The following is a 15,721-nucleotide window of genomic DNA, read 5'->3' as shown; positions in this document are numbered from 1 at the left end:
TTGGGGGACGATGCCGGTGAAACCATAGCCGAAGATTTGAGCAAGGCTGGCCTCAGGTCTTCGTCAGTCCCGCTTTGAAGCGTTTGCCGTTGGCGACGTAGTGCGCGGCCGAATCGCGCAACCTTGCGACCGCGGCATCGTCCAGCACTCGCATCAACCGCGCGGGCGAGCCGATGATCAGCGAATTGTCGGGGAATTCCTTGCCTTCGGTGACCAGCGCGCCGGCGCCGACCAGCGAGTTCTTGCCTATTTTTGCGCCGTTCAGCACGATGGCGCCCATGCCGATCAGGCTGTTATCGCCGATCGTGCAGCCATGCAGCAAGGCCCGGTGGCCGATCGTGCAGCTTTGCCCGATGGTCAGGGGAAAACCGACGTCGGTATGCATGACCGTGTGCTCCTGCACATTGGTATCAGCGCCGATAACGATCGGCTCGTTGTCGCCGCGGATGACGACGCCGAACCAGAAGCCTGCATTGCGGCCGACCCTGACATCCCCGATCAATGTCGCGTCGGGCGCGATCCAGTTGCTGTCCGCGTCCTCGAAACCGGGCGCCTTTCCGTCGATCGCATAGAGCGGCATTTTTCGCCTCCGAATCGTCTCACGCTGAAAAATCAGCCGAACCTAGGAGAATGCCCGCTCGGGATGCAATGTCGATCAGCACGACGCCCAACGCCAAGGCCCAGACCGTAGCGGTGCAACCGCAAGAGATCAGCGCCGGGGCGGAAATGCGGCCTTCCCGCCAGGCGTGGAGGGCTTCGTTGGCGAACATCAGGGGCCCGGCGCAGGCCGTCGCGAAGAGCGAGCGCAGCACATGCGCCGGCGACACATAGGGCTCGACGAAGGCAAGCCGGCGGCCTGATATCAGCTCCATAGCCGATCCGGCCAGGCCGCACGCCGTCAGCCCAACCATAAAAGCAAAGAGTGTGTGTTCGACCGGACCCATCTTTACCTTCCATTTACCATGAAATCGCACAGTCGTGTTCGACAGGCGCCGTTGCAAGAGCCGTGCCGCGCCACATGTGCTGCTTAAGGACACCCAAGAGGGACGTCTCCAGGGGACACCCAGGGACATCTTGGGACGGGCGGCCGAAATTGGGGATCGCGATGAAGCAGACAGCCACCGCCAACGGTCCGCAGCTTACCGTCGTCGATTCCAAGCTGATGAAGCGGGTGTTCTACGTGTTCGCGGGGCTGGCAATGCTTTCGGTGGCGATCAGCCTTGGCGGCAAATGGCTTGGCCGCTCGATCGCCATGGCCGGATACACCGACGACACGACAATCCACGAGGTTGTGATCGGCAACAACGTCATCGCCGTGCCGGCCAATGTCATCCGCTTCGACCAGGCCCGGCGCGACGGCATCGCCTCGCGGTTCGACCTCTATCTGCGCTATCCCGAGATGGACGGCTACAGCGAGGCCGCGCGCGACGATTTCAACCACACCGGATCGAGCAAGAGGATTATCTTTCTGTCGCTCGAACGGCAGATAATGTCGCGTGACATGAGCGGGCGCTTCGCGCCGATCTACAGCGCACTGATTGTCGAGCCCGGCACACCCGGCCCGGGCGCCACGACGCTTTACGGCTTCAGTGAAAAATCAGGCTATTTCAACGAGGTGCTGGCGGTCGCCAATCGCCGGGGCAAGGACCCGTTCGTGGCCCGCTGCCTGAGCGGCCCAAGTGCCGCGCAATCGCTGGCGCCCTGCGAACGCGACATTCTGGTCGGCAACAGTCTCAGCCTCACCTACCGCTTTCCCATGGAATTTCTGGGCGACTGGCAGGCGCTCGACGCAGCCATCGCCGCCGAGGCTGCGCGTATGCTTAAGACAGGGCGCTAACGCATTGTGTCTGAAGGGATTATGCGACGCGCTTTGGGGGCAAATCGCAAACGGCGGAGCCCCCTTCTCCGCCCAGGGATGACGGGCGCCTGCCGGTAACCGCGAATCCCCGGCTCAGGCCAGATCGATGTCGAGGATCGCCATCGAGAAATTATAGTCGCCGTCGTCCTCGTCCTTGAAGACGATGCCGAGGAATTCGTCGCCGACATAGACCTCGGCCGAATCGTCCTTGCGGGGTCGCGCCTTCACTTCAAGCTTGGGGTTCTGGAAGACGCGCTTGAAATAGGCGTCCAGCTTTCTGATTTCGTCCGGCTTCAAAAGTCTTCTCCGATCGTCGGTCTTGCTCGTTTGAGCGCGCTTCTGGCACGTCGACAATGGCGATGTAAAGGCGAGCCGACCGGATATGCGAGAACCGACAGGCGGCGGAGCCGGCAAACGGAGTTCGATTGCCCGCCCCGCGGACTTGAAATCAGATATCGAAGCTGACGACGTGGTCCATCGTCTGCGACGGCAAAAGCTGGTCCATCTGCCGCGAGGGCTGGTCGCAGCCGGTTTCGCCGACGACGCGGGCCGGCACGCCGGCAACCGTCTTGTTGTGCGGCACCGGCGACAGCACCACCGAGCCTGCCGCGATCTTCGAGCAATGGCCGACTTCGATGTTGCCGAGGATCTTGGCGCCGGCGCCAATCAGCACGCCGTAGCGGATTTTCGGATGGCGGTCGCCGCCGGCCTTGCCGGTGCCGCCCAGCGTCACGCCGTGCAGGATCGAAACGTCGTCCTCGATCACCGCCGTCTGGCCGACGACGAGGCCGGTGGCGTGGTCGAGGAAGATGCCTTTGCCGATGCGGGCGGCCGGATTGATGTCGGTCTGGAACACCGAGGACGACCGGCTCTGCAGGTAGAGCGCGAAATCCTGGCGACCCTGGTTCCACAGCCAATGCGCCAGCCGGTGGGTTTGGATAGCATGAAAACCCTTGAAATAGAGCACCGGCATGATGAAGCGGTCGCAGGCCGGATCGCGGTCGTAATAGGCCTGAATGTCGACACGCACCGTCGACGCCCAATCCTTGTCGTCGGCTGCCATCGCCTTGAATGTCTGGCGGATGAGATCGGAACCGATATCCTGATGGGCGAGCCGCTCAGCCAGCCGATGGATGACCGCTTCCTCCAGGCTTTCCTGGTTAAGGATGGTCGAATAGAGGAACGCCGCCAGCAGCGGATCGCGGTTGACCGCCTCCATCGCTTCGTCGCGGATCGAGCGCCAGATCGGGTCGATCGGCTTCACCATGGTCGGGCGGGCAATCGTAACGCTGTTCATCAATGGTCTCCGGCCGTCCAATGTCTCCGGCTTGGCGGCTTGCCTATTCTCCGGCCGCATAATGCGAATCGCGATCAAAGTGAGTCAGGCGATGCGCATGTGCCAAAACCGCTGCGCACTTTTGCGCGACATGCTCTATAAGCCAGATCATAACACGGTTGAACTCAATTTTCCTTAGTGCTTTGTCAAATGGATTTGGTTCACGGAAATTCAAGCGGCCATGGAAAACGAACCCTTGATCGATGAGCCGCTGAAGCACGAGCTTTCCGCGCTCTACCGGGCCGAGGGCCGCCACTATCACAGCCTTGCCCATATCGAGGCGATGCTGGCGCTGGCCGGCGACTATCGGGCGCTGCTGCACGACCCCGAGGCAGTCGAGGCGGCGATCTGGTTCCACGACGCCATCTATGACAGTCGGGCCAGAGACAACGAGGCCAGGAGTGCCGCCCTTGCCGAGAAAAAGCTAGCCGGCCGCACCGATGCGCAGCGCCTTGGCCGCATCACGGCGATGATATCAGCCACCGCCACGCATGAATTGCCGCACTTTGACGACGAGAACGCCGTCCGCGACGCAGCGCTGTTCCTCGATATGGACCTGGCGATCCTGGGTGCGCCGCCTGATGCGTTCGATGCCTATGAACAGGCGGTTCGCCGCGAATATGGCTGGGTGGAAGAGCCAATGTGGCGTGCCGGTCGCAGTGCTGTTCTGAAGAGTTTCCTCGCCCGCCCGCATATCTTTCACACCGAGGAGTTCCGGCAGCGGTTCGAGGCTCAGGCTCGGCAAAACATGGCGCGTTCGATCGAAGCGCTTGAGGCATGAATGCTGCTGCGGGTGCAGAACCTTTGATGCCGGCGGGACAGCGCCCCCCTCTGTGCTGCCGGACATCTCCCCCACTTGGTCCCGCTTGGGGGGAGATCGGCCGTCATCCTGGTTTTCGCCAATCGCCACCGCCGCAGGAGTGCGTGGAGCGCCGAAGCTGCCAATCTCCCCCCTCGTGGGCCCTCGTGGGGGAGATGTCCGGCAGGACAGAGGGGGGCGCGACGGATCGCTACAGATCGGCTTTTATCCTGAGCCACTGCATTCTTCAGGCATTGAGTCACCCCAACTCAAGCACAGATGCAACTCACAACGGATTTTCGGCATAGAACTCCAGCACCCGCTGCTTGAAGGTCTTGTCGCCGACGGCCAGCATATGGTCGCGGCCCTCGATGTGAAAGGCCCTGGCGTTCGGCATCAAGGCGGCCAGTTCGTCGGGCGAACCGCCGATATCGTCCTTGGTGCCGACGGCAATCAACGTCGGCTGGGCAATGCGCGCAATGTCGGCCTCGGCCAGCAATTCCCGCGAGGTGGCAATGCAGGCGGCCAGCGCGCGGCGGTCGCTGCGGGTCTGGTCGGCGAAGGCGCGAAACGAGCGGCCGCGCGGATGGCTAGTGGTATCGGGATCGTCGGCCAGAAGCGCGGCGGCGATCGGATCCCAGTCGCCGACGCCGTCGACCATGCCGACGCCGAGACCGCCGAAGACCAGCGTCGCCACCTTGTCCGGGTCGGAAAGCGCCAGGAAGGCCGAAATCCGCGCGCCCATCGAATAGCCCATGACATGGGCGCGTTCGATGCCGAGATGGTCGAGCAGGGCCGCAGCGTCGGACGCCATCCGGTCCGGCGTATAATCGGCCTCCTCATAGCTCTTCGACGAGGCGCCATGGCCGCGATTGTCGAAGGCGATGGCGCGGTAGCCGGCATCGTTCAGCGTCTTGAACCATCCGGGCGACACCCAGTTGACGTAATGGGTCGAGGCAAAGCCGTGGATCATCAGCACCGGATCGCCCTGCCCCGTTGCCGGCTGGCGGTCGAGGAAGGCAAGATCAAAGCTGCCATGGGAGAAAAACTGCATTTGCGACGGTTCCTGCGCGGTCAGTCGTGCGCAGAGCCGATTGCCGGGTGACGCAGCAGGTCGCCAGCCTCGATGCCGCCCCTGGCGGCGGTGCCCGCCTTGAGCTCGAGCACGAAGCGAACCGGCTCGCCGGGCGAGATCATCGCCTCGGATTGCGGCTCGCCTTGCTTGATCGCCCGGATCCTGCCGTCCTGACCGGCAAAAATCAGGTCGAGCGGCATCGGCGTGTTCTTCATCCAGAAGCTGACATCCCGAGGCTCCTCGAACACAAACAGCATGCCATGATCGTCGGCCATCTCCTCGCGAAACATCAGGCCGGCCTCACGCTCGGCGGAGGTATCGGCGATCTCGACGGAGAACGAGCGTTCGCCGCCTTTCGTCACCGCGACCAGCGGCTGCGGGTCGACGGCAAGGATCATCGCCCGGCTGTCTGCCGAAGCCGGTTGCTGCGAATGGATGAAAGCGCCTGTCGCAATGACAAGAGCCATCGCGGCGCAGACTACGCCTGTTGTCAGCCAGTTCCTGTGAGTCATTCAAAATCCTCGGCCGGAAATCGTCCTAGACCATGATCCCGAAAAGTGGAACCCGGTCTTCGGAAAAGATCATGGTCAAGCAAAAGCACTAGGTCCCATCCCGATTCGATCGGGATGGGACCCTAGTGCGAGACGGGCAAGGTACCCATATCCGGGTGAATTTCGGCAGCCATAAGGCCTTTGTCGCCGCGCCCGAAGCGGACCAGCACGACCTGCCCCGGCCTGAGCTCGGTAATGCCGTAGCGGCGCAGCGTTTCCATATGGACGAAGATGTCCTCGGTGCCCTCGCCCCGGGTCAGGAAACCGAACCCCTTGGTGCGGTTGAACCATTTCACCAGCGCCCGCTCGAGCCCGCTTTCCGGCGTCACCGAGACATGCGTGCGCTGATCCTGCATTTCCGCGGGATGGGTCGCCGTGGTGAGATCCATGGAGAGCACACGGAACGCCTGCAATCCACGCTCGCCATGCTTGACGAGGCAGACGACGCGAGCGCCTTCCAGGGCGGTCTGGAAACCGTCCTTCCGAAGACACGTCACATGGAGGAGAATATCGCCGGAAACGCCGTCATCGGGAAGAATGAAACCGTAGCCCTTGGCCACGTCGAACCATTTGATGGCGCCCGCAACTTCGACGAGATCTGCCGCATCGCCGCTCTCGTCCCTTCGCAAGGCGTTACCGGTTCCGTCCCGCCCCATGAAAGAGGCCTTTTCCCCCATAACAACGCCCCCCTTTTTCCAAGAATACCGCAACTGATTCTTGACGTTAGATTAACACTGCCGCTTCCGCTGTGTGCAAGACCTTCCGTGCCTTTTTTCACGGTTCATTGCAGGAATACCGGATTTGTTGTTTGCCGGCGCGACCGGCTATCGGGAATTGCCCTTTGGCCGGGTGGCCCCTATGTTCCGCCGCAACGCAACGTTTCGAGGAAGATCACATGCGCTACCTCCACACCATGGTCCGCGTCGCCGACATCGATGCATCGCTCGATTTCTACTGCAACAAGCTCGGCCTCAAGGAAGTGCGCCGCCACGAAAACGAACAGGGGCGCTACACGCTGATCTTCCTCGCCGCGCCTGAGGACGAGCAGAGCGGCATCGCCCACAAGGCGCCGCTGATCGAGCTCACCTACAATTGGGATCCGGAGGACTACAAGGGCGGCCGCAATTTCGGCCACCTCGCCTACGAGGTCGACGACATCTACGCCACCTGCCAGCGGCTGATGGACAAGGGCGTCACCATCAACCGGCCGCCGCGCGACGGCAACATGGCCTTCGTCAAATCGCCGGACGGCATCTCGATCGAGCTTCTGCAGAAAGGCCCGGCCAAGCCCAAGGCCGAGCCCTGGGCTTCGATGCCGAACACTGGAAGCTGGTAAGCATCACAAGATCGAGAGCGGGTACGACCAATCCGGACATTTTATGGCGTTTCTCGAGATCGCGCCTATCTGTCCGGCGATTGGTGCATCTTGCCTCAGGAGAAATCCATTCATGCCGACCAGCCATGTCGATGTCGCTACCGAACATGCGAGCCGTTATCTGCAGCAGCTCTGCAAGCACTGGGCGCACAAGTTTCGCGTCGAGTTCGATCCGAACCACGGCACCATCGACCTCTCACTGGGCCGCACGGTCCTCGATGCCGATCCGGCAGCGCTGCATATCGCGGTAACCGCCGACGAAGCCGGCTCGCTGGAGCGCCTGGAGACGGTCGTCGCCGACCACATCAAACGCTTCGCTTTCCGCGAAGAGCTGACCTTCGACTGGAGAAAGGCTTCGGCAGCCTAGGCGGCTATGTTTCAGCCGCCTCGGCCGGCCATCTCCAGCAGCGTCAGCACCGTACGCCAGTTGCGCGCGGTGCCGGGCACTTTCAGCGTGCGCGGGATGAGGTTGGCAAACACCGATTTGCCGAGGCCTTCCGGGGCGTGAAGGTAAAGCACGTCGCCCCTGATCTCGAACCGTTCGGGACCGGTGCATTTTTCGGCCAGCCGCGCGACCTCATCGGGGTTCGGCGACCGCTCCAGCACATAGGCGTGAAGCTTCGTCGGTTCCCCGGCAACTTCCGGATAGGGATTTTCCGCCACCAGCCGCTCGAACCAGCCGAGATCGCGCACCATGATGCGCGAGTGAAATCCCCATTTCTTCTCGAAGGCCGTTTCCAGCTGTTTGGCCAGCGTGGCCGCATCGCCCTTTGCCGAACGGAACACGACGTTTCCGCTCTGCACATAGGTGGCGACGTCGCCAAAGCCGAGCTCCTCGAAGAACGACCGGAGTTCGGCCATCTTGACGATGCGGTTGCCGCCGACATTGATGCCGGAAAACAACGCAACGAATATCTTCGCCTGGCCGCTCATATGATGAACCCGGCCAGCGTCTCGTTGTCGGTGATATCCTGATACTGGACGCCCTCGGCCTCGAAATTGGCGTTGAGCAGCTCGAAATTGCGGCGGTCCTTGGTTTCGATGCCAATCAGCACCGAACCGAAATTGCGCGCCGATTTCTTCAGATATTCGAAGCGGGCAATGTCGTCGTCAGGCCCGAGCAATTCGAGGAAATCGCGCAGCGCGCCCGGCCGCTGCGGAAAGCGGATGATGAAGTACTTCTTCAGCCCCTCGAAACGCAGCGCCCTTTCCTTCACGTCCGGCAGCCGTTCGAAATCGAAATTGCCGCCCGAAACCACCGCGACGATGGTCTTGCCCCTGATTTCCTTCTTCGAAAAATCCTTGAGCGCGTCGATCGCCAGTGCGCCGGCTGGCTCCAGCACCACGCCTTCGACATTCAGCATCTCGATCATGGTCGCGCAGAGCCGGTTTTCCGGGATCAGCCGCACGGACTCAGTGGCAAACGCCCTGAGATGCCGCAACGGCTCGCGGCCGATTTCGGCCACCGCCGCGCCATCGACGAAATTGTCGACCCTGGCGAGCTTGATGCGCTTGCCTGTGGCGAGGCTCTCGCTCAGGCTTGGCGCGCCGGCCGGCTCGCAGAAGACGAAGCGCGCGTCGCGGCGCTGGTCGGCGAAATAATGCGTCACCCCGGCCGCCAGACCGCCGCCGCCGACCGGCAGCATGATGATGTCGGGCATCCGCGCGCCCGGCATCTGGCCTGATATCTCGTAGGCGACGGTCGCCTGCCCCTCGATGATGTCCTTGTGGTCGAACGGCGGCACCATGTGCGCGCCGGCGCTTTCGGTGAATTCGAAGGCGGCGCGGTAGCAGTCGTCGAAAAAGTCGCCGACCAGCCTGATCTCGACGAATTCGCCACCGAACAGCCGCGTCTTGTCGATCTTCTGCTGTGGCGTCGTCACCGGCATGAACACCACGCCTCGTCTGCCGAAATGACGGCAGACGAAGGCGAAGCCCTGCGCATGGTTGCCGGCGGAAGCGCAGACGAACAGCTCGGCATCGTTGCCGGCGTCGAGCGCCTTGCGGAAGAAGTTGAAGGCGCCCCTGATCTTGTAGGAGCGCACCGGCGACAGGTCCTCGCGTTTCAGCAGCACGCGCGCGCCGGTCTTCTTCGACAGATAGTCGTTTTCCTGCAGCGGCGTCTCCGGGAAAATCCGGCGGATCGCGGCAGCGGCAGCAGCGACGCGGGAGGAGAAACTGGTCATCGGAAAAATTACCCCGGATCGTCTGTTATCTTCGCGTGCGATTGGTGGTCAGAGGCTAGCACACGCCGTACGTGTTTGATCAGGGCAATCGTTCTGGCTTTCGCGCAACAGTGCGATGGCTGTCGCGCGGCGCTGAGCGCATTTCGGGTGGATATGACTTACTTCTGCCGCACTTCGGCTGTCCGGGAGGGTTCGCGGAGGTTGGATTAAGCCTTTCGGCCGGAGTGGAATTCTAGAGTTGAAGAAGATTTGCATCCTTGTCCTTGCCTTGCTCGTTGCCGGCTGTGGCGGCCGGCAGACCGAGGAACTGCTCGGCAGCGCCATGGTGTCCGCGCCGGTGACGGACATCGCCGGCAACCACAGCATCTTCATCGCCACGACGCGCAAGCGCTCCGACGATCCCAGCAAGGTTTTCGACCGTGAGCGCTCGGCCACGCTGAACTATGCCCGCGCCAACGTCACCGTGCCGGGGACCCACGAAACCGGTCGGATCGAGCGGCGCTCGCGCGGCAAGTCGAACGACCCGGCCAAATACTTCATGACCTCCGACGTCGTCGGCTACGACACCGCGCCGAAATTCTCCAGCGCGCTCAGTGCCGACATCGCCGCGCGCGGCGGCCGCGTCATGCTTTTCGTCCATGGCTACAACACTGGCTTCGACGCCGCCGTCTACCGCGTCACCCAGATCGCCCATGATTCCGGCTACCCGGGCACGCCGGTGCTGTTTTCCTGGGCGTCGGGCGCCAAGACCCGGGACTATGTCTACGACAGGGAAAGCGCCAGTGCTGCCCGCGACCAACTGGAAGTCACGCTGAGAATGCTTTCGCAGACCGGCGCGCGGCGCATCGACATCGTCGCGCATTCGCTGGGGACCTGGGTTACCATGGAAGCGCTGCGCCAGCTCGCCATCAATGGCGACCGCGATCTAAGCGGCAAGCTCGGCGACGTCGTGCTAGCCTCGCCCGACATCGATGTCGACGTGTTCAAGAGCCAGATGCGCCGCTACGGCAAGCCGAATAAGCCATTCATCCTGCTACTGTCCGACGACGACCGGGCGCTGCGGCTCTCCGGCCTGATCGCCGGCTCGCGGCCGCGCGTCGGCGACTACAAGGACGCGGCCGACCTCGCCGACTACGGGGTGAGCGTCGTCGATCTCTCCAGCGTCAAGGGATCGGATCGCTTCAACCACACCAAATTCGCCGACAACCCCGAATTGGTGAAGATGATCGGCCAGCGGCTGCGCGAGGATGACGGATTTGCCAGCGACCGCGAGGTGACCGACCGCATCAGCCTGCTCGGGCAGTGAGGTGCGTTCGACGCCCTGTTACTTTCGTCCCGCATGGTCACGGTTGCGGCAGCGCCGTATCACTTTCAACTGGACCGGACGGCCCCTGGCTTTATCGAAATGGCGAGCGACGTCACCAGCTTGACGTCCTCCTGCGGGAGCCTGCGTGACCGTGCGTTCGAAGACTTTTCTCGTCGTAGCGTTTGCGCTCGCCGTTACCGGCTGCGCCGGCCGCAAGACGCACGACCTTCTCAACACGACGACCGTCACGGTGCCTGCCTCCGACGTCGCGGCCACGCATGAGATCTTCGTCGCCACCACCCGGAAAAAGGCAACGAAAGACCTGCGGCAGGTGTTCGATGGTGACCGTTCACCGACCACCAGTTTTGCCAGTGTCGAGGTCACCGTTCCGAAGATCCATCAGGTCGGCGCCATCGAGAGGGTCAAGGGCTCCGCCAACAGCAATCCGGCGAAGGATTTCACCGCAACTGACGTCGAATTCTACGAAGGCGCCCCGCAATTCGCCAAGGCGGTCGGCGCCGACATCGCGATGCGCGGCGACCGCGCGCTGGTTTTCGTGCACGGCTTCAACAACGGTTTCGACGACGGCATCTACCGGCTGACGCAGATCGCGCACGACACGAAATACTCCGGCACGCCGGTGCTGTTCTCATGGGCGTCGAGCGGCAAGACCACGGGTTATATCTACGACAAGGAAAGCGCCAACGCCGCGCGCGACGATCTCGAAGAGACGCTGCGCATGCTGGCCAAGACGAAGGCCAAGAGCATCGACATCATCGCCCATTCGATGGGCACCTGGGTGACGATGGAAGCGCTGCGCCAGCTTGCCATCACCGGCGACCGCGATCTCAGCGACAAGCTCGGCTATGTCATCCTGGCCTCGCCCGACATCGACGTCGATGTGTTCAAGAAGCAGATGATCCGCTACGGCAAGCCCGACAAGCCTTTCGCCATCCTGCTTTCGGGCGACGATCGCGCCCTCAGGCTGTCCTCGCTGATCTCCGGCGACAAGCCGCGCGTCGGCGACTATGGCGATGCGGCCGACCTCGCCAGCTATGGCGTTTCGGTGGTCGACCTGAGCAAGACCAAAGGCGGCGACCGCCTGAACCACGCCAAATTCGCCGACAACCCGTTCCTGGTGCAGTTGCTCGGCGACCGGCTGCGCGCGCCGGCCGGCCTGGCGTCAGACGAGGTCAATCCGGCGCAGCCGATCGACAATCTCGGCCAAGGCATCGGCAAGGCCGTCGGCTCTGTCGCCGAGATCGTCATCACCACGCCGTTCAAGGTGCTGACCATCGCCACTGGCGGATGAGGAGCGGACACGCCCTTGGTCGTTGTCAGACGAACAGGTCGACTTTCTGGAACGTCGTCACGTCGATCAGGCCGACATCGGAAATCCTCAGTTCCGGGATGACGACCAGCGCCAGCAGCGAGTGCTGCATGTAGGCGTTGTTCAGCGAACAGCCCATCTGGCGCATCGCCTCGGTCAGCTTGTCGGCCTTGGCCGCGACGATTTCGGCGCGCTCGTCCGACATCAGCCCGGCGATCGGCATTTCGACCAGCGCCAGTTCCTTGCCCTTGGAGAACAGCACGACGCCGCCGCCGACCTCGCCCAGCCGGTTGACCGCCAATGCCATGTCCTGCTTGCTGGTGCCGACGACGATGATGTGGTGCGCATCATGCGCCACGCTGGAGGCCATGGCGCAGTCGCTCATATAGCCGAAGCCGGAGACGAAGGCATTGGTGACGCCGCCCGTGCCGCGGTGGCGCTCGACCAGCGCGATCTGGCAGACATCGTTGCGGCGGTCCATGGCGACCAGCCCGTCCTCCACCGGAAGATCGGCCTCGAGCGCGCGCGTCGGCGCCTGGTTCTCGATCACGCCGATGACCCGCACCCGAACCTCGTTGGCGCCGATGGGCGCCATGATGTCGAAATCCCCTGGTTTGAGCTTCTTGCCGAGCTTGACGGTGTTCTTTGCCGTCTTCGGATAGTCATAGGCCGGAATGTCGATGTCGAGCTTGCCGCCCTTGGCCAGCCTGACGCCGCGGCCATAGACCTCGTCGATGGTCATTGCGGCCAGATCGGAGACGATCAGCAGATCGGCGAGCCGCCCCGGCGCGATCGAACCCAACTCGCGCTCCAGCCTGAAATGCTGGGCGGTGTTGAGCGTCGCCATCTGGATCGCTGTCACCGGCTTCAGTCCCTGGCTGATGGCGTGGCGGACCACCCGGTCCATATGGCCCTCATGGACGAGCGTGCCGGAATGGCTGTCGTCGGTGCACAGGATGAAGTTGCGCGGGTCGAGCCCGCTCTCTGTTACCGCCTTGATCTGCGAGGCGACATCGTACCAGGCCGAGCCCAGCCTGAGCATCGCCTTCATGCCCTGGCGGACGCGGGCGATGGCGTCCTCAGCGCGCGTGCCCTCGTGGTCGTCCTCGGGGCCGCCGGCGACGTAGCCGTGGAACGGCAGGCCGAGATCGCGCGAGGCGTAATGGCCGCCGACTGTCTTGCCCGCCCTTACCGTCGCGGCGATCTCGCCCGCCATCACCGGATCGTTGGCCGCGACACCGGGAAAGTTCATAACCTCGCCAAGCCCGATGATGTTTTGCCACGCCATCGCCTCGGTGACATCGGCGACCGTCAGCTCGGCGCCGGCATGCTCCAGCCCCGGCGCCGAAGGCACGCAGGACGGTATCTGCACAAGCACGTTGATCGGCATGGCGACGGCCTCGTCATGCATCAGCCGCACACCCGGCAGGCCGAGCACGTTGGCGATCTCGTGCGGGTCGATGAACATCGAGGTGGTGCCGTGCGGGATGACCGCGCGACAGAACTCCGTCACCGTCACCATGCCGCTCTCGACATGCATGTGCGCGTCGCAAAGGCCTGGCGCCAGATAGCGCCCACCGGCATCGACCACTTTGGTGCCCTGCCCGATGGCGTGACCGGCATTCGGCCCGCAATAGGCGAAGCGGCCGCCGGCAATGGCAATGTCGGTGCCGGCGATGATCTCGCCGGAGTGAACATTCACCCAGCGCCCGTTGCGGATGACGAGATCGGCGGGCCTCCTGCCCATCGCGACGTCGACCAGATGCGTCGCCGCCTCGGCCCAGGGTTTTGGTTTCGTCGCACGCGCGGTCTTCGCCATGGAGAGACTCCTGTTTTCCCGACTGTGCCAAGCCGCGCGGATTTTGACCAGCAAGATCAGCGGATGCTTGAGCGCTCCTCGGCCTTAACATCGACCGCGATTTTCGGGTCTCGTCGCGAGCCCGCGATTCGTTGCTTCGTGACGGCATTTATGCTGTTGATTTCGGCACGGTGCTGATTTGCGCCAACGACCCGCCGCCATGGCGGGTTTCTGTTTCAGGCGCCATGCACGGCAAGCTCCCCCAACCGGAATACGAATCAGTTTGGGCAGACCAGGTTGCCCCTCGTTAGCGGATCTTTCTGAATCGACGTTCGGGGAAACCTTCGATCAGAAACTCGAATTGCCTGATCCGGCCGTTCAGAGGGTCTTTGCACTCCCAGAAATTGTCACTTTTTGCTCGGATCGTCCGCCGGATTGACGTAGGTGATCGCGAACGGCCCGTCGCCATGAACCTGGATAATCGTATCGCTTGTCGTCCACGCGAAGTGATTCATTCCGGCCGGCGCAATCCCGAAGCCGCCGGCAGTCAGTTCGGTGCCTTTCGTCTCGTCGAGCTTATCGCCCATTCCAATATGGAAGTTACCGGAAAGCACCGTTACATATTCCGAGGTGGGGTGATTGTGTGCGGCAATTTTGTAGCCGGCAGGCGTCTTCAACCGCAGCACATAAGCGCCGTCCTTTGAGGGATCTCCAGCCATAACGGCCAGTTCCGCGCCAGCCGGAAGGACAGCAGGAGCAGGCCCCCATTTGATGCTGTCCGCGTTCATCGGCATGTCGTCGGCAAACAGAGGCGCTGTCCCAACAAGCAGCAGCGCCAGAGCAGAGGCGAGCTTGAGCATGACAATCTCTCCATTTGGTTCGTAGGGGACAGCGTCAAAATAGACGCTGAACCACTTACCAATTGGAGCCTACCAAGTCAGCAAGCCCGAACGCATCCTCCGAACGGGGGACGCGCTTTCGCGGTGGCCTGGGAAGCGGCCGTTAAGTATCGTCCCGCTGTTCCCTGTCGCGGCTGTTGAGAAGCTCGACCAGATCGTCGGCCTCTTCGATCGCCATGTCGATCAAGGGGACGCCCACCTCGACAACCGGCAGCCCGTGAACATATCGATGATGTCCCAGGTGCCTTCAGGTGTCTTCTCAATATCGTAGCGTTGAGCCATGGGGTGGAGGAGAAGATTAGCGCGTTTTACCCGGTCATCGCTCGTTTCGGGATTGCCGAAATGGTTCCCGCCTAGCCTGATCAAGCACCTCAAGCAATGAGGCAAGGGTGCTGGGCAGTCGTGGGTCGACGGCAAGATTTAGCACGTCGTGCAAATGCCGGCGATTATCTTCGGAACGGAGCAATTGCCGTACGGCGTTGGAAACAAACTTCCCTTGTCCTGTGTCAAACTCTGCCATGTCAGGGGTTCCAGTAGCTTCAGTCCGAAACTCAGCCGCGCCGAAATGGTTCCAGCGATCTTGTTTGAATCTCAGCGGGTGATTGGCCCCGCGCTGGACGGGTTGCCGCTGGCCGGGTCGCGGTGCAGCTAGGCTGTGGATTTCGGCACGGCGCTGATTTGCGCCACGGACCTGCCGCCAAGGCGGTTTTGTACCAGTTCCTCTGCACAGAGGATTTGGTTCTTCGACTGACCGTCGCTGACGACCGGCCTGCAACCACCAATCTCCAAGGTCTGCGATTAGCCGGCCCCTGCGACTTCGTCATCCCAGGGCGGAGCAAGGAGCGAAGCGACGCGGCGCAGACCCTGGGATCCATTCCGTTACCTCAGCCGAAGAATGCAACGGCTCAGAACGACGCTTGTATCCGCAACGGCGCCAGCTACCTTTCCACCATGACCGGCTATGCCACCATGACCGCGAGCCGGAAGCGCGGCACGATCTACATCGGCTCGCCATGATCTCGGCCGCATGCCGGAGCACAAATCCGGCGAAGGCTCCCGCTTCACCAGCCGCTACGGCGTGCAGCGGTCTGGTCTGGTACGAAGAACATTTCGGCATTCGCCACGCCATCCAGCGCGAGAAGTCGCTCAAGCGCTGGCCGCGCCAATGGAACATCGACCTGATCGAGACGACCAATCGGGAGTGATTC

General features: G+C 62.5%; 17 protein-coding genes and 1 pseudogene. 7 read left to right on the top strand and 11 right to left on the bottom strand.

Features of this window, described 5'->3' with window-relative positions; genetic code table 11:
- Window positions 1–52 precede the first annotated feature (52 nt).
- Window positions 53–580 (bottom strand): gamma carbonic anhydrase family protein, encoded by a 528-nt coding sequence (locus tag AC0L3L_RS12775; protein ID WP_473637806.1) that lies wholly within the window; start codon window positions 578–580, stop codon window positions 53–55.
- 19 nt (window positions 581–599) lie between these two features.
- Window positions 600–944, bottom strand: a complete 345-nt coding sequence (locus tag AC0L3L_RS12770; RefSeq protein WP_473637805.1) for a DUF6949 family protein — start codon at window positions 942–944, stop codon at window positions 600–602.
- Window positions 945–1,105: 161 nt separating this feature from the next.
- On the opposite strand from AC0L3L_RS12770, the gene AC0L3L_RS12765 reads away from it, so the two are divergent.
- The gene (locus tag AC0L3L_RS12765; protein WP_473637804.1) at window positions 1,106–1,837 is read left to right on the top strand and encodes a hypothetical protein; all 732 of its coding nucleotides are present in this window, start codon (window positions 1,106–1,108) and stop codon (window positions 1,835–1,837) included.
- Window positions 1,838–1,951: 114 nt separating this feature from the next.
- Here the strand turns inward: AC0L3L_RS12765 and AC0L3L_RS12760 are convergent, their stop codons facing one another.
- Both AC0L3L_RS12760 and cysE read right to left on the bottom strand, forming a co-directional pair.
- Window positions 1,952–2,155 (bottom strand): DUF3126 family protein, encoded by a 204-nt coding sequence (locus tag AC0L3L_RS12760; protein WP_013531334.1) that lies wholly within the window; start codon window positions 2,153–2,155, stop codon window positions 1,952–1,954.
- A 151-nt stretch (window positions 2,156–2,306) separates the two neighbouring features.
- On the bottom strand, window positions 2,307–3,155 hold the full coding sequence (gene cysE / locus AC0L3L_RS12755; RefSeq protein ID WP_095489508.1) for a serine O-acetyltransferase: 849 nt from the start codon (window positions 3,153–3,155) through the stop codon (window positions 2,307–2,309).
- Window positions 3,156–3,375: 220 nt separating this feature from the next.
- On the opposite strand from cysE, the gene AC0L3L_RS12750 reads away from it, so the two are divergent.
- Entirely contained in the window at window positions 3,376–3,975 is a 600-nt protein-coding gene (locus AC0L3L_RS12750) for an HD domain-containing protein (RefSeq protein WP_473637802.1), read from the top strand.
- A gap of 304 nt (window positions 3,976–4,279) precedes the next feature.
- Here AC0L3L_RS12750 and AC0L3L_RS12745 read toward each other — a convergent pair whose 3' ends face one another.
- The 3 genes from AC0L3L_RS12745 to AC0L3L_RS12735 all read right to left on the bottom strand — a co-directional run bounded on the left by AC0L3L_RS12745 (window position 4,280) and on the right by AC0L3L_RS12735 (window position 6,275).
- Window positions 4,280–5,047, bottom strand: a complete 768-nt coding sequence (locus AC0L3L_RS12745) for an alpha/beta fold hydrolase (RefSeq protein ID WP_473487967.1) — start codon at window positions 5,045–5,047, stop codon at window positions 4,280–4,282.
- Window positions 5,048–5,067: 20 nt separating this feature from the next.
- The gene (locus AC0L3L_RS12740) at window positions 5,068–5,580 is read right to left on the bottom strand and encodes a DUF192 domain-containing protein (RefSeq protein ID WP_473637801.1); all 513 of its coding nucleotides are present in this window, start codon (window positions 5,578–5,580) and stop codon (window positions 5,068–5,070) included.
- Between the two features lie 122 nt (window positions 5,581–5,702).
- Window positions 5,703–6,275 carry a cold shock domain-containing protein gene (locus AC0L3L_RS12735; protein ID WP_206072734.1) on the bottom strand — a complete coding sequence of 191 codons (573 nt, stop codon included), beginning with the start codon at window positions 6,273–6,275 and terminating at the stop codon, window positions 5,703–5,705.
- Window positions 6,276–6,514: 239 nt separating this feature from the next.
- Between AC0L3L_RS12735 and gloA the strand changes: the two genes are divergently transcribed.
- On the top strand, window positions 6,515–6,955 hold the full coding sequence (gene gloA, locus AC0L3L_RS12730) for a lactoylglutathione lyase (protein ID WP_473637800.1): 441 nt from the start codon (window positions 6,515–6,517) through the stop codon (window positions 6,953–6,955).
- Window positions 6,956–7,067: 112 nt separating this feature from the next.
- On the top strand, window positions 7,068–7,361 hold the full coding sequence (locus tag AC0L3L_RS12725; protein ID WP_473637799.1) for a DUF2218 domain-containing protein: 294 nt from the start codon (window positions 7,068–7,070) through the stop codon (window positions 7,359–7,361).
- Window positions 7,362–7,372: 11 nt separating this feature from the next.
- Here AC0L3L_RS12725 and AC0L3L_RS12720 read toward each other — a convergent pair whose 3' ends face one another.
- Together AC0L3L_RS12720 and ilvA are read right to left on the bottom strand one after the other, a co-directional pair.
- Complete coding sequence (locus AC0L3L_RS12720; protein ID WP_473637798.1) at window positions 7,373–7,927, bottom strand: DUF1697 domain-containing protein; 555 nt, start codon at window positions 7,925–7,927, stop codon at window positions 7,373–7,375.
- Window positions 7,924–9,180, bottom strand: coding sequence for a threonine ammonia-lyase IlvA (ilvA, locus tag AC0L3L_RS12715; protein WP_473637797.1), 1,257 nt, complete (start codon window positions 9,178–9,180; stop codon window positions 7,924–7,926). Before ilvA ends, AC0L3L_RS12720 begins: the two co-directional genes overlap by 4 nt.
- A 238-nt stretch (window positions 9,181–9,418) precedes the next feature.
- On the opposite strand from ilvA, the gene AC0L3L_RS12710 reads away from it, so the two are divergent.
- Complete coding sequence (locus AC0L3L_RS12710) at window positions 9,419–10,486, top strand: alpha/beta hydrolase (RefSeq protein ID WP_473637796.1); 1,068 nt, start codon at window positions 9,419–9,421, stop codon at window positions 10,484–10,486.
- Window positions 10,487–10,631: 145 nt separating this feature from the next.
- Window positions 10,632–11,798 (top strand): alpha/beta hydrolase, encoded by a 1,167-nt coding sequence (locus AC0L3L_RS12705; RefSeq protein WP_473637795.1) that lies wholly within the window; start codon window positions 10,632–10,634, stop codon window positions 11,796–11,798.
- Window positions 11,799–11,823: 25 nt separating this feature from the next.
- Here AC0L3L_RS12705 and ade read toward each other — a convergent pair whose 3' ends face one another.
- Together ade and AC0L3L_RS12695 are read right to left on the bottom strand one after the other, a co-directional pair.
- The gene (gene ade / locus AC0L3L_RS12700; protein ID WP_473637794.1) at window positions 11,824–13,635 is read right to left on the bottom strand and encodes an adenine deaminase; all 1,812 of its coding nucleotides are present in this window, start codon (window positions 13,633–13,635) and stop codon (window positions 11,824–11,826) included.
- Between the two features lie 386 nt (window positions 13,636–14,021).
- On the bottom strand, window positions 14,022–14,474 hold the full coding sequence (locus AC0L3L_RS12695) for a cupin domain-containing protein (protein ID WP_473487958.1): 453 nt from the start codon (window positions 14,472–14,474) through the stop codon (window positions 14,022–14,024).
- Window positions 14,475–15,464: 990 nt separating this feature from the next.
- On the opposite strand from AC0L3L_RS12695, the pseudogene AC0L3L_RS12690 reads away from it, so the two are divergent.
- Window positions 15,465–15,718 (top strand): annotated as a pseudogene (locus AC0L3L_RS12690) (GIY-YIG nuclease family protein).
- Window positions 15,719–15,721 lie beyond the last annotated feature (3 nt).

The sequence above is a fragment of the Mesorhizobium sp. WSM4849 genome (genome assembly GCF_055811385.1).
The sequence above is the reverse complement of the archived record's forward strand: the minus strand, read 5'-3'. Positions and strand labels throughout refer to the sequence as shown.

What these genes read in the sequence shown, in the direction of transcription:
- AC0L3L_RS12765 (WP_473637804.1), top strand. Translation starts at nt 1,106, where the DNA reads ATGAAGCAGACAGCCACCGCCAACGGTCCGCAGCTTACCGTCGTCGAT.
- AC0L3L_RS12720 (WP_473637798.1), bottom strand. Translation starts at nt 7,927, where the DNA reads ATGAGCGGCCAGGCGAAGATATTCGTTGCGTTGTTTTCCGGCATCAAT.
- AC0L3L_RS12735 (WP_206072734.1), bottom strand. Translation starts at nt 6,275, where the DNA reads ATGGGGCGGGACGGAACCGGTAACGCCTTGCGAAGGGACGAGAGCGGC.
- AC0L3L_RS12740 (WP_473637801.1), bottom strand. Translation starts at nt 5,580, where the DNA reads ATGACTCACAGGAACTGGCTGACAACAGGCGTAGTCTGCGCCGCGATG.
- ilvA (WP_473637797.1), bottom strand. Translation starts at nt 9,180, where the DNA reads ATGACCAGTTTCTCCTCCCGCGTCGCTGCTGCCGCTGCCGCGATCCGC.
- AC0L3L_RS12725 (WP_473637799.1), top strand. Translation starts at nt 7,068, where the DNA reads ATGCCGACCAGCCATGTCGATGTCGCTACCGAACATGCGAGCCGTTAT.
- ade (WP_473637794.1), bottom strand. Translation starts at nt 13,635, where the DNA reads ATGGCGAAGACCGCGCGTGCGACGAAACCAAAACCCTGGGCCGAGGCG.
- AC0L3L_RS12775 (WP_473637806.1), bottom strand. Translation starts at nt 580, where the DNA reads ATGCCGCTCTATGCGATCGACGGAAAGGCGCCCGGTTTCGAGGACGCG.
- AC0L3L_RS12695 (WP_473487958.1), bottom strand. Translation starts at nt 14,474, where the DNA reads ATGCTCAAGCTCGCCTCTGCTCTGGCGCTGCTGCTTGTTGGGACAGCG.
- gloA (WP_473637800.1), top strand. Translation starts at nt 6,515, where the DNA reads ATGCGCTACCTCCACACCATGGTCCGCGTCGCCGACATCGATGCATCG.
- cysE (WP_095489508.1), bottom strand. Translation starts at nt 3,155, where the DNA reads ATGAACAGCGTTACGATTGCCCGCCCGACCATGGTGAAGCCGATCGAC.
- AC0L3L_RS12745 (WP_473487967.1), bottom strand. Translation starts at nt 5,047, where the DNA reads ATGCAGTTTTTCTCCCATGGCAGCTTTGATCTTGCCTTCCTCGACCGC.
- AC0L3L_RS12770 (WP_473637805.1), bottom strand. Translation starts at nt 944, where the DNA reads ATGGGTCCGGTCGAACACACACTCTTTGCTTTTATGGTTGGGCTGACG.
- AC0L3L_RS12750 (WP_473637802.1), top strand. Translation starts at nt 3,376, where the DNA reads ATGGAAAACGAACCCTTGATCGATGAGCCGCTGAAGCACGAGCTTTCC.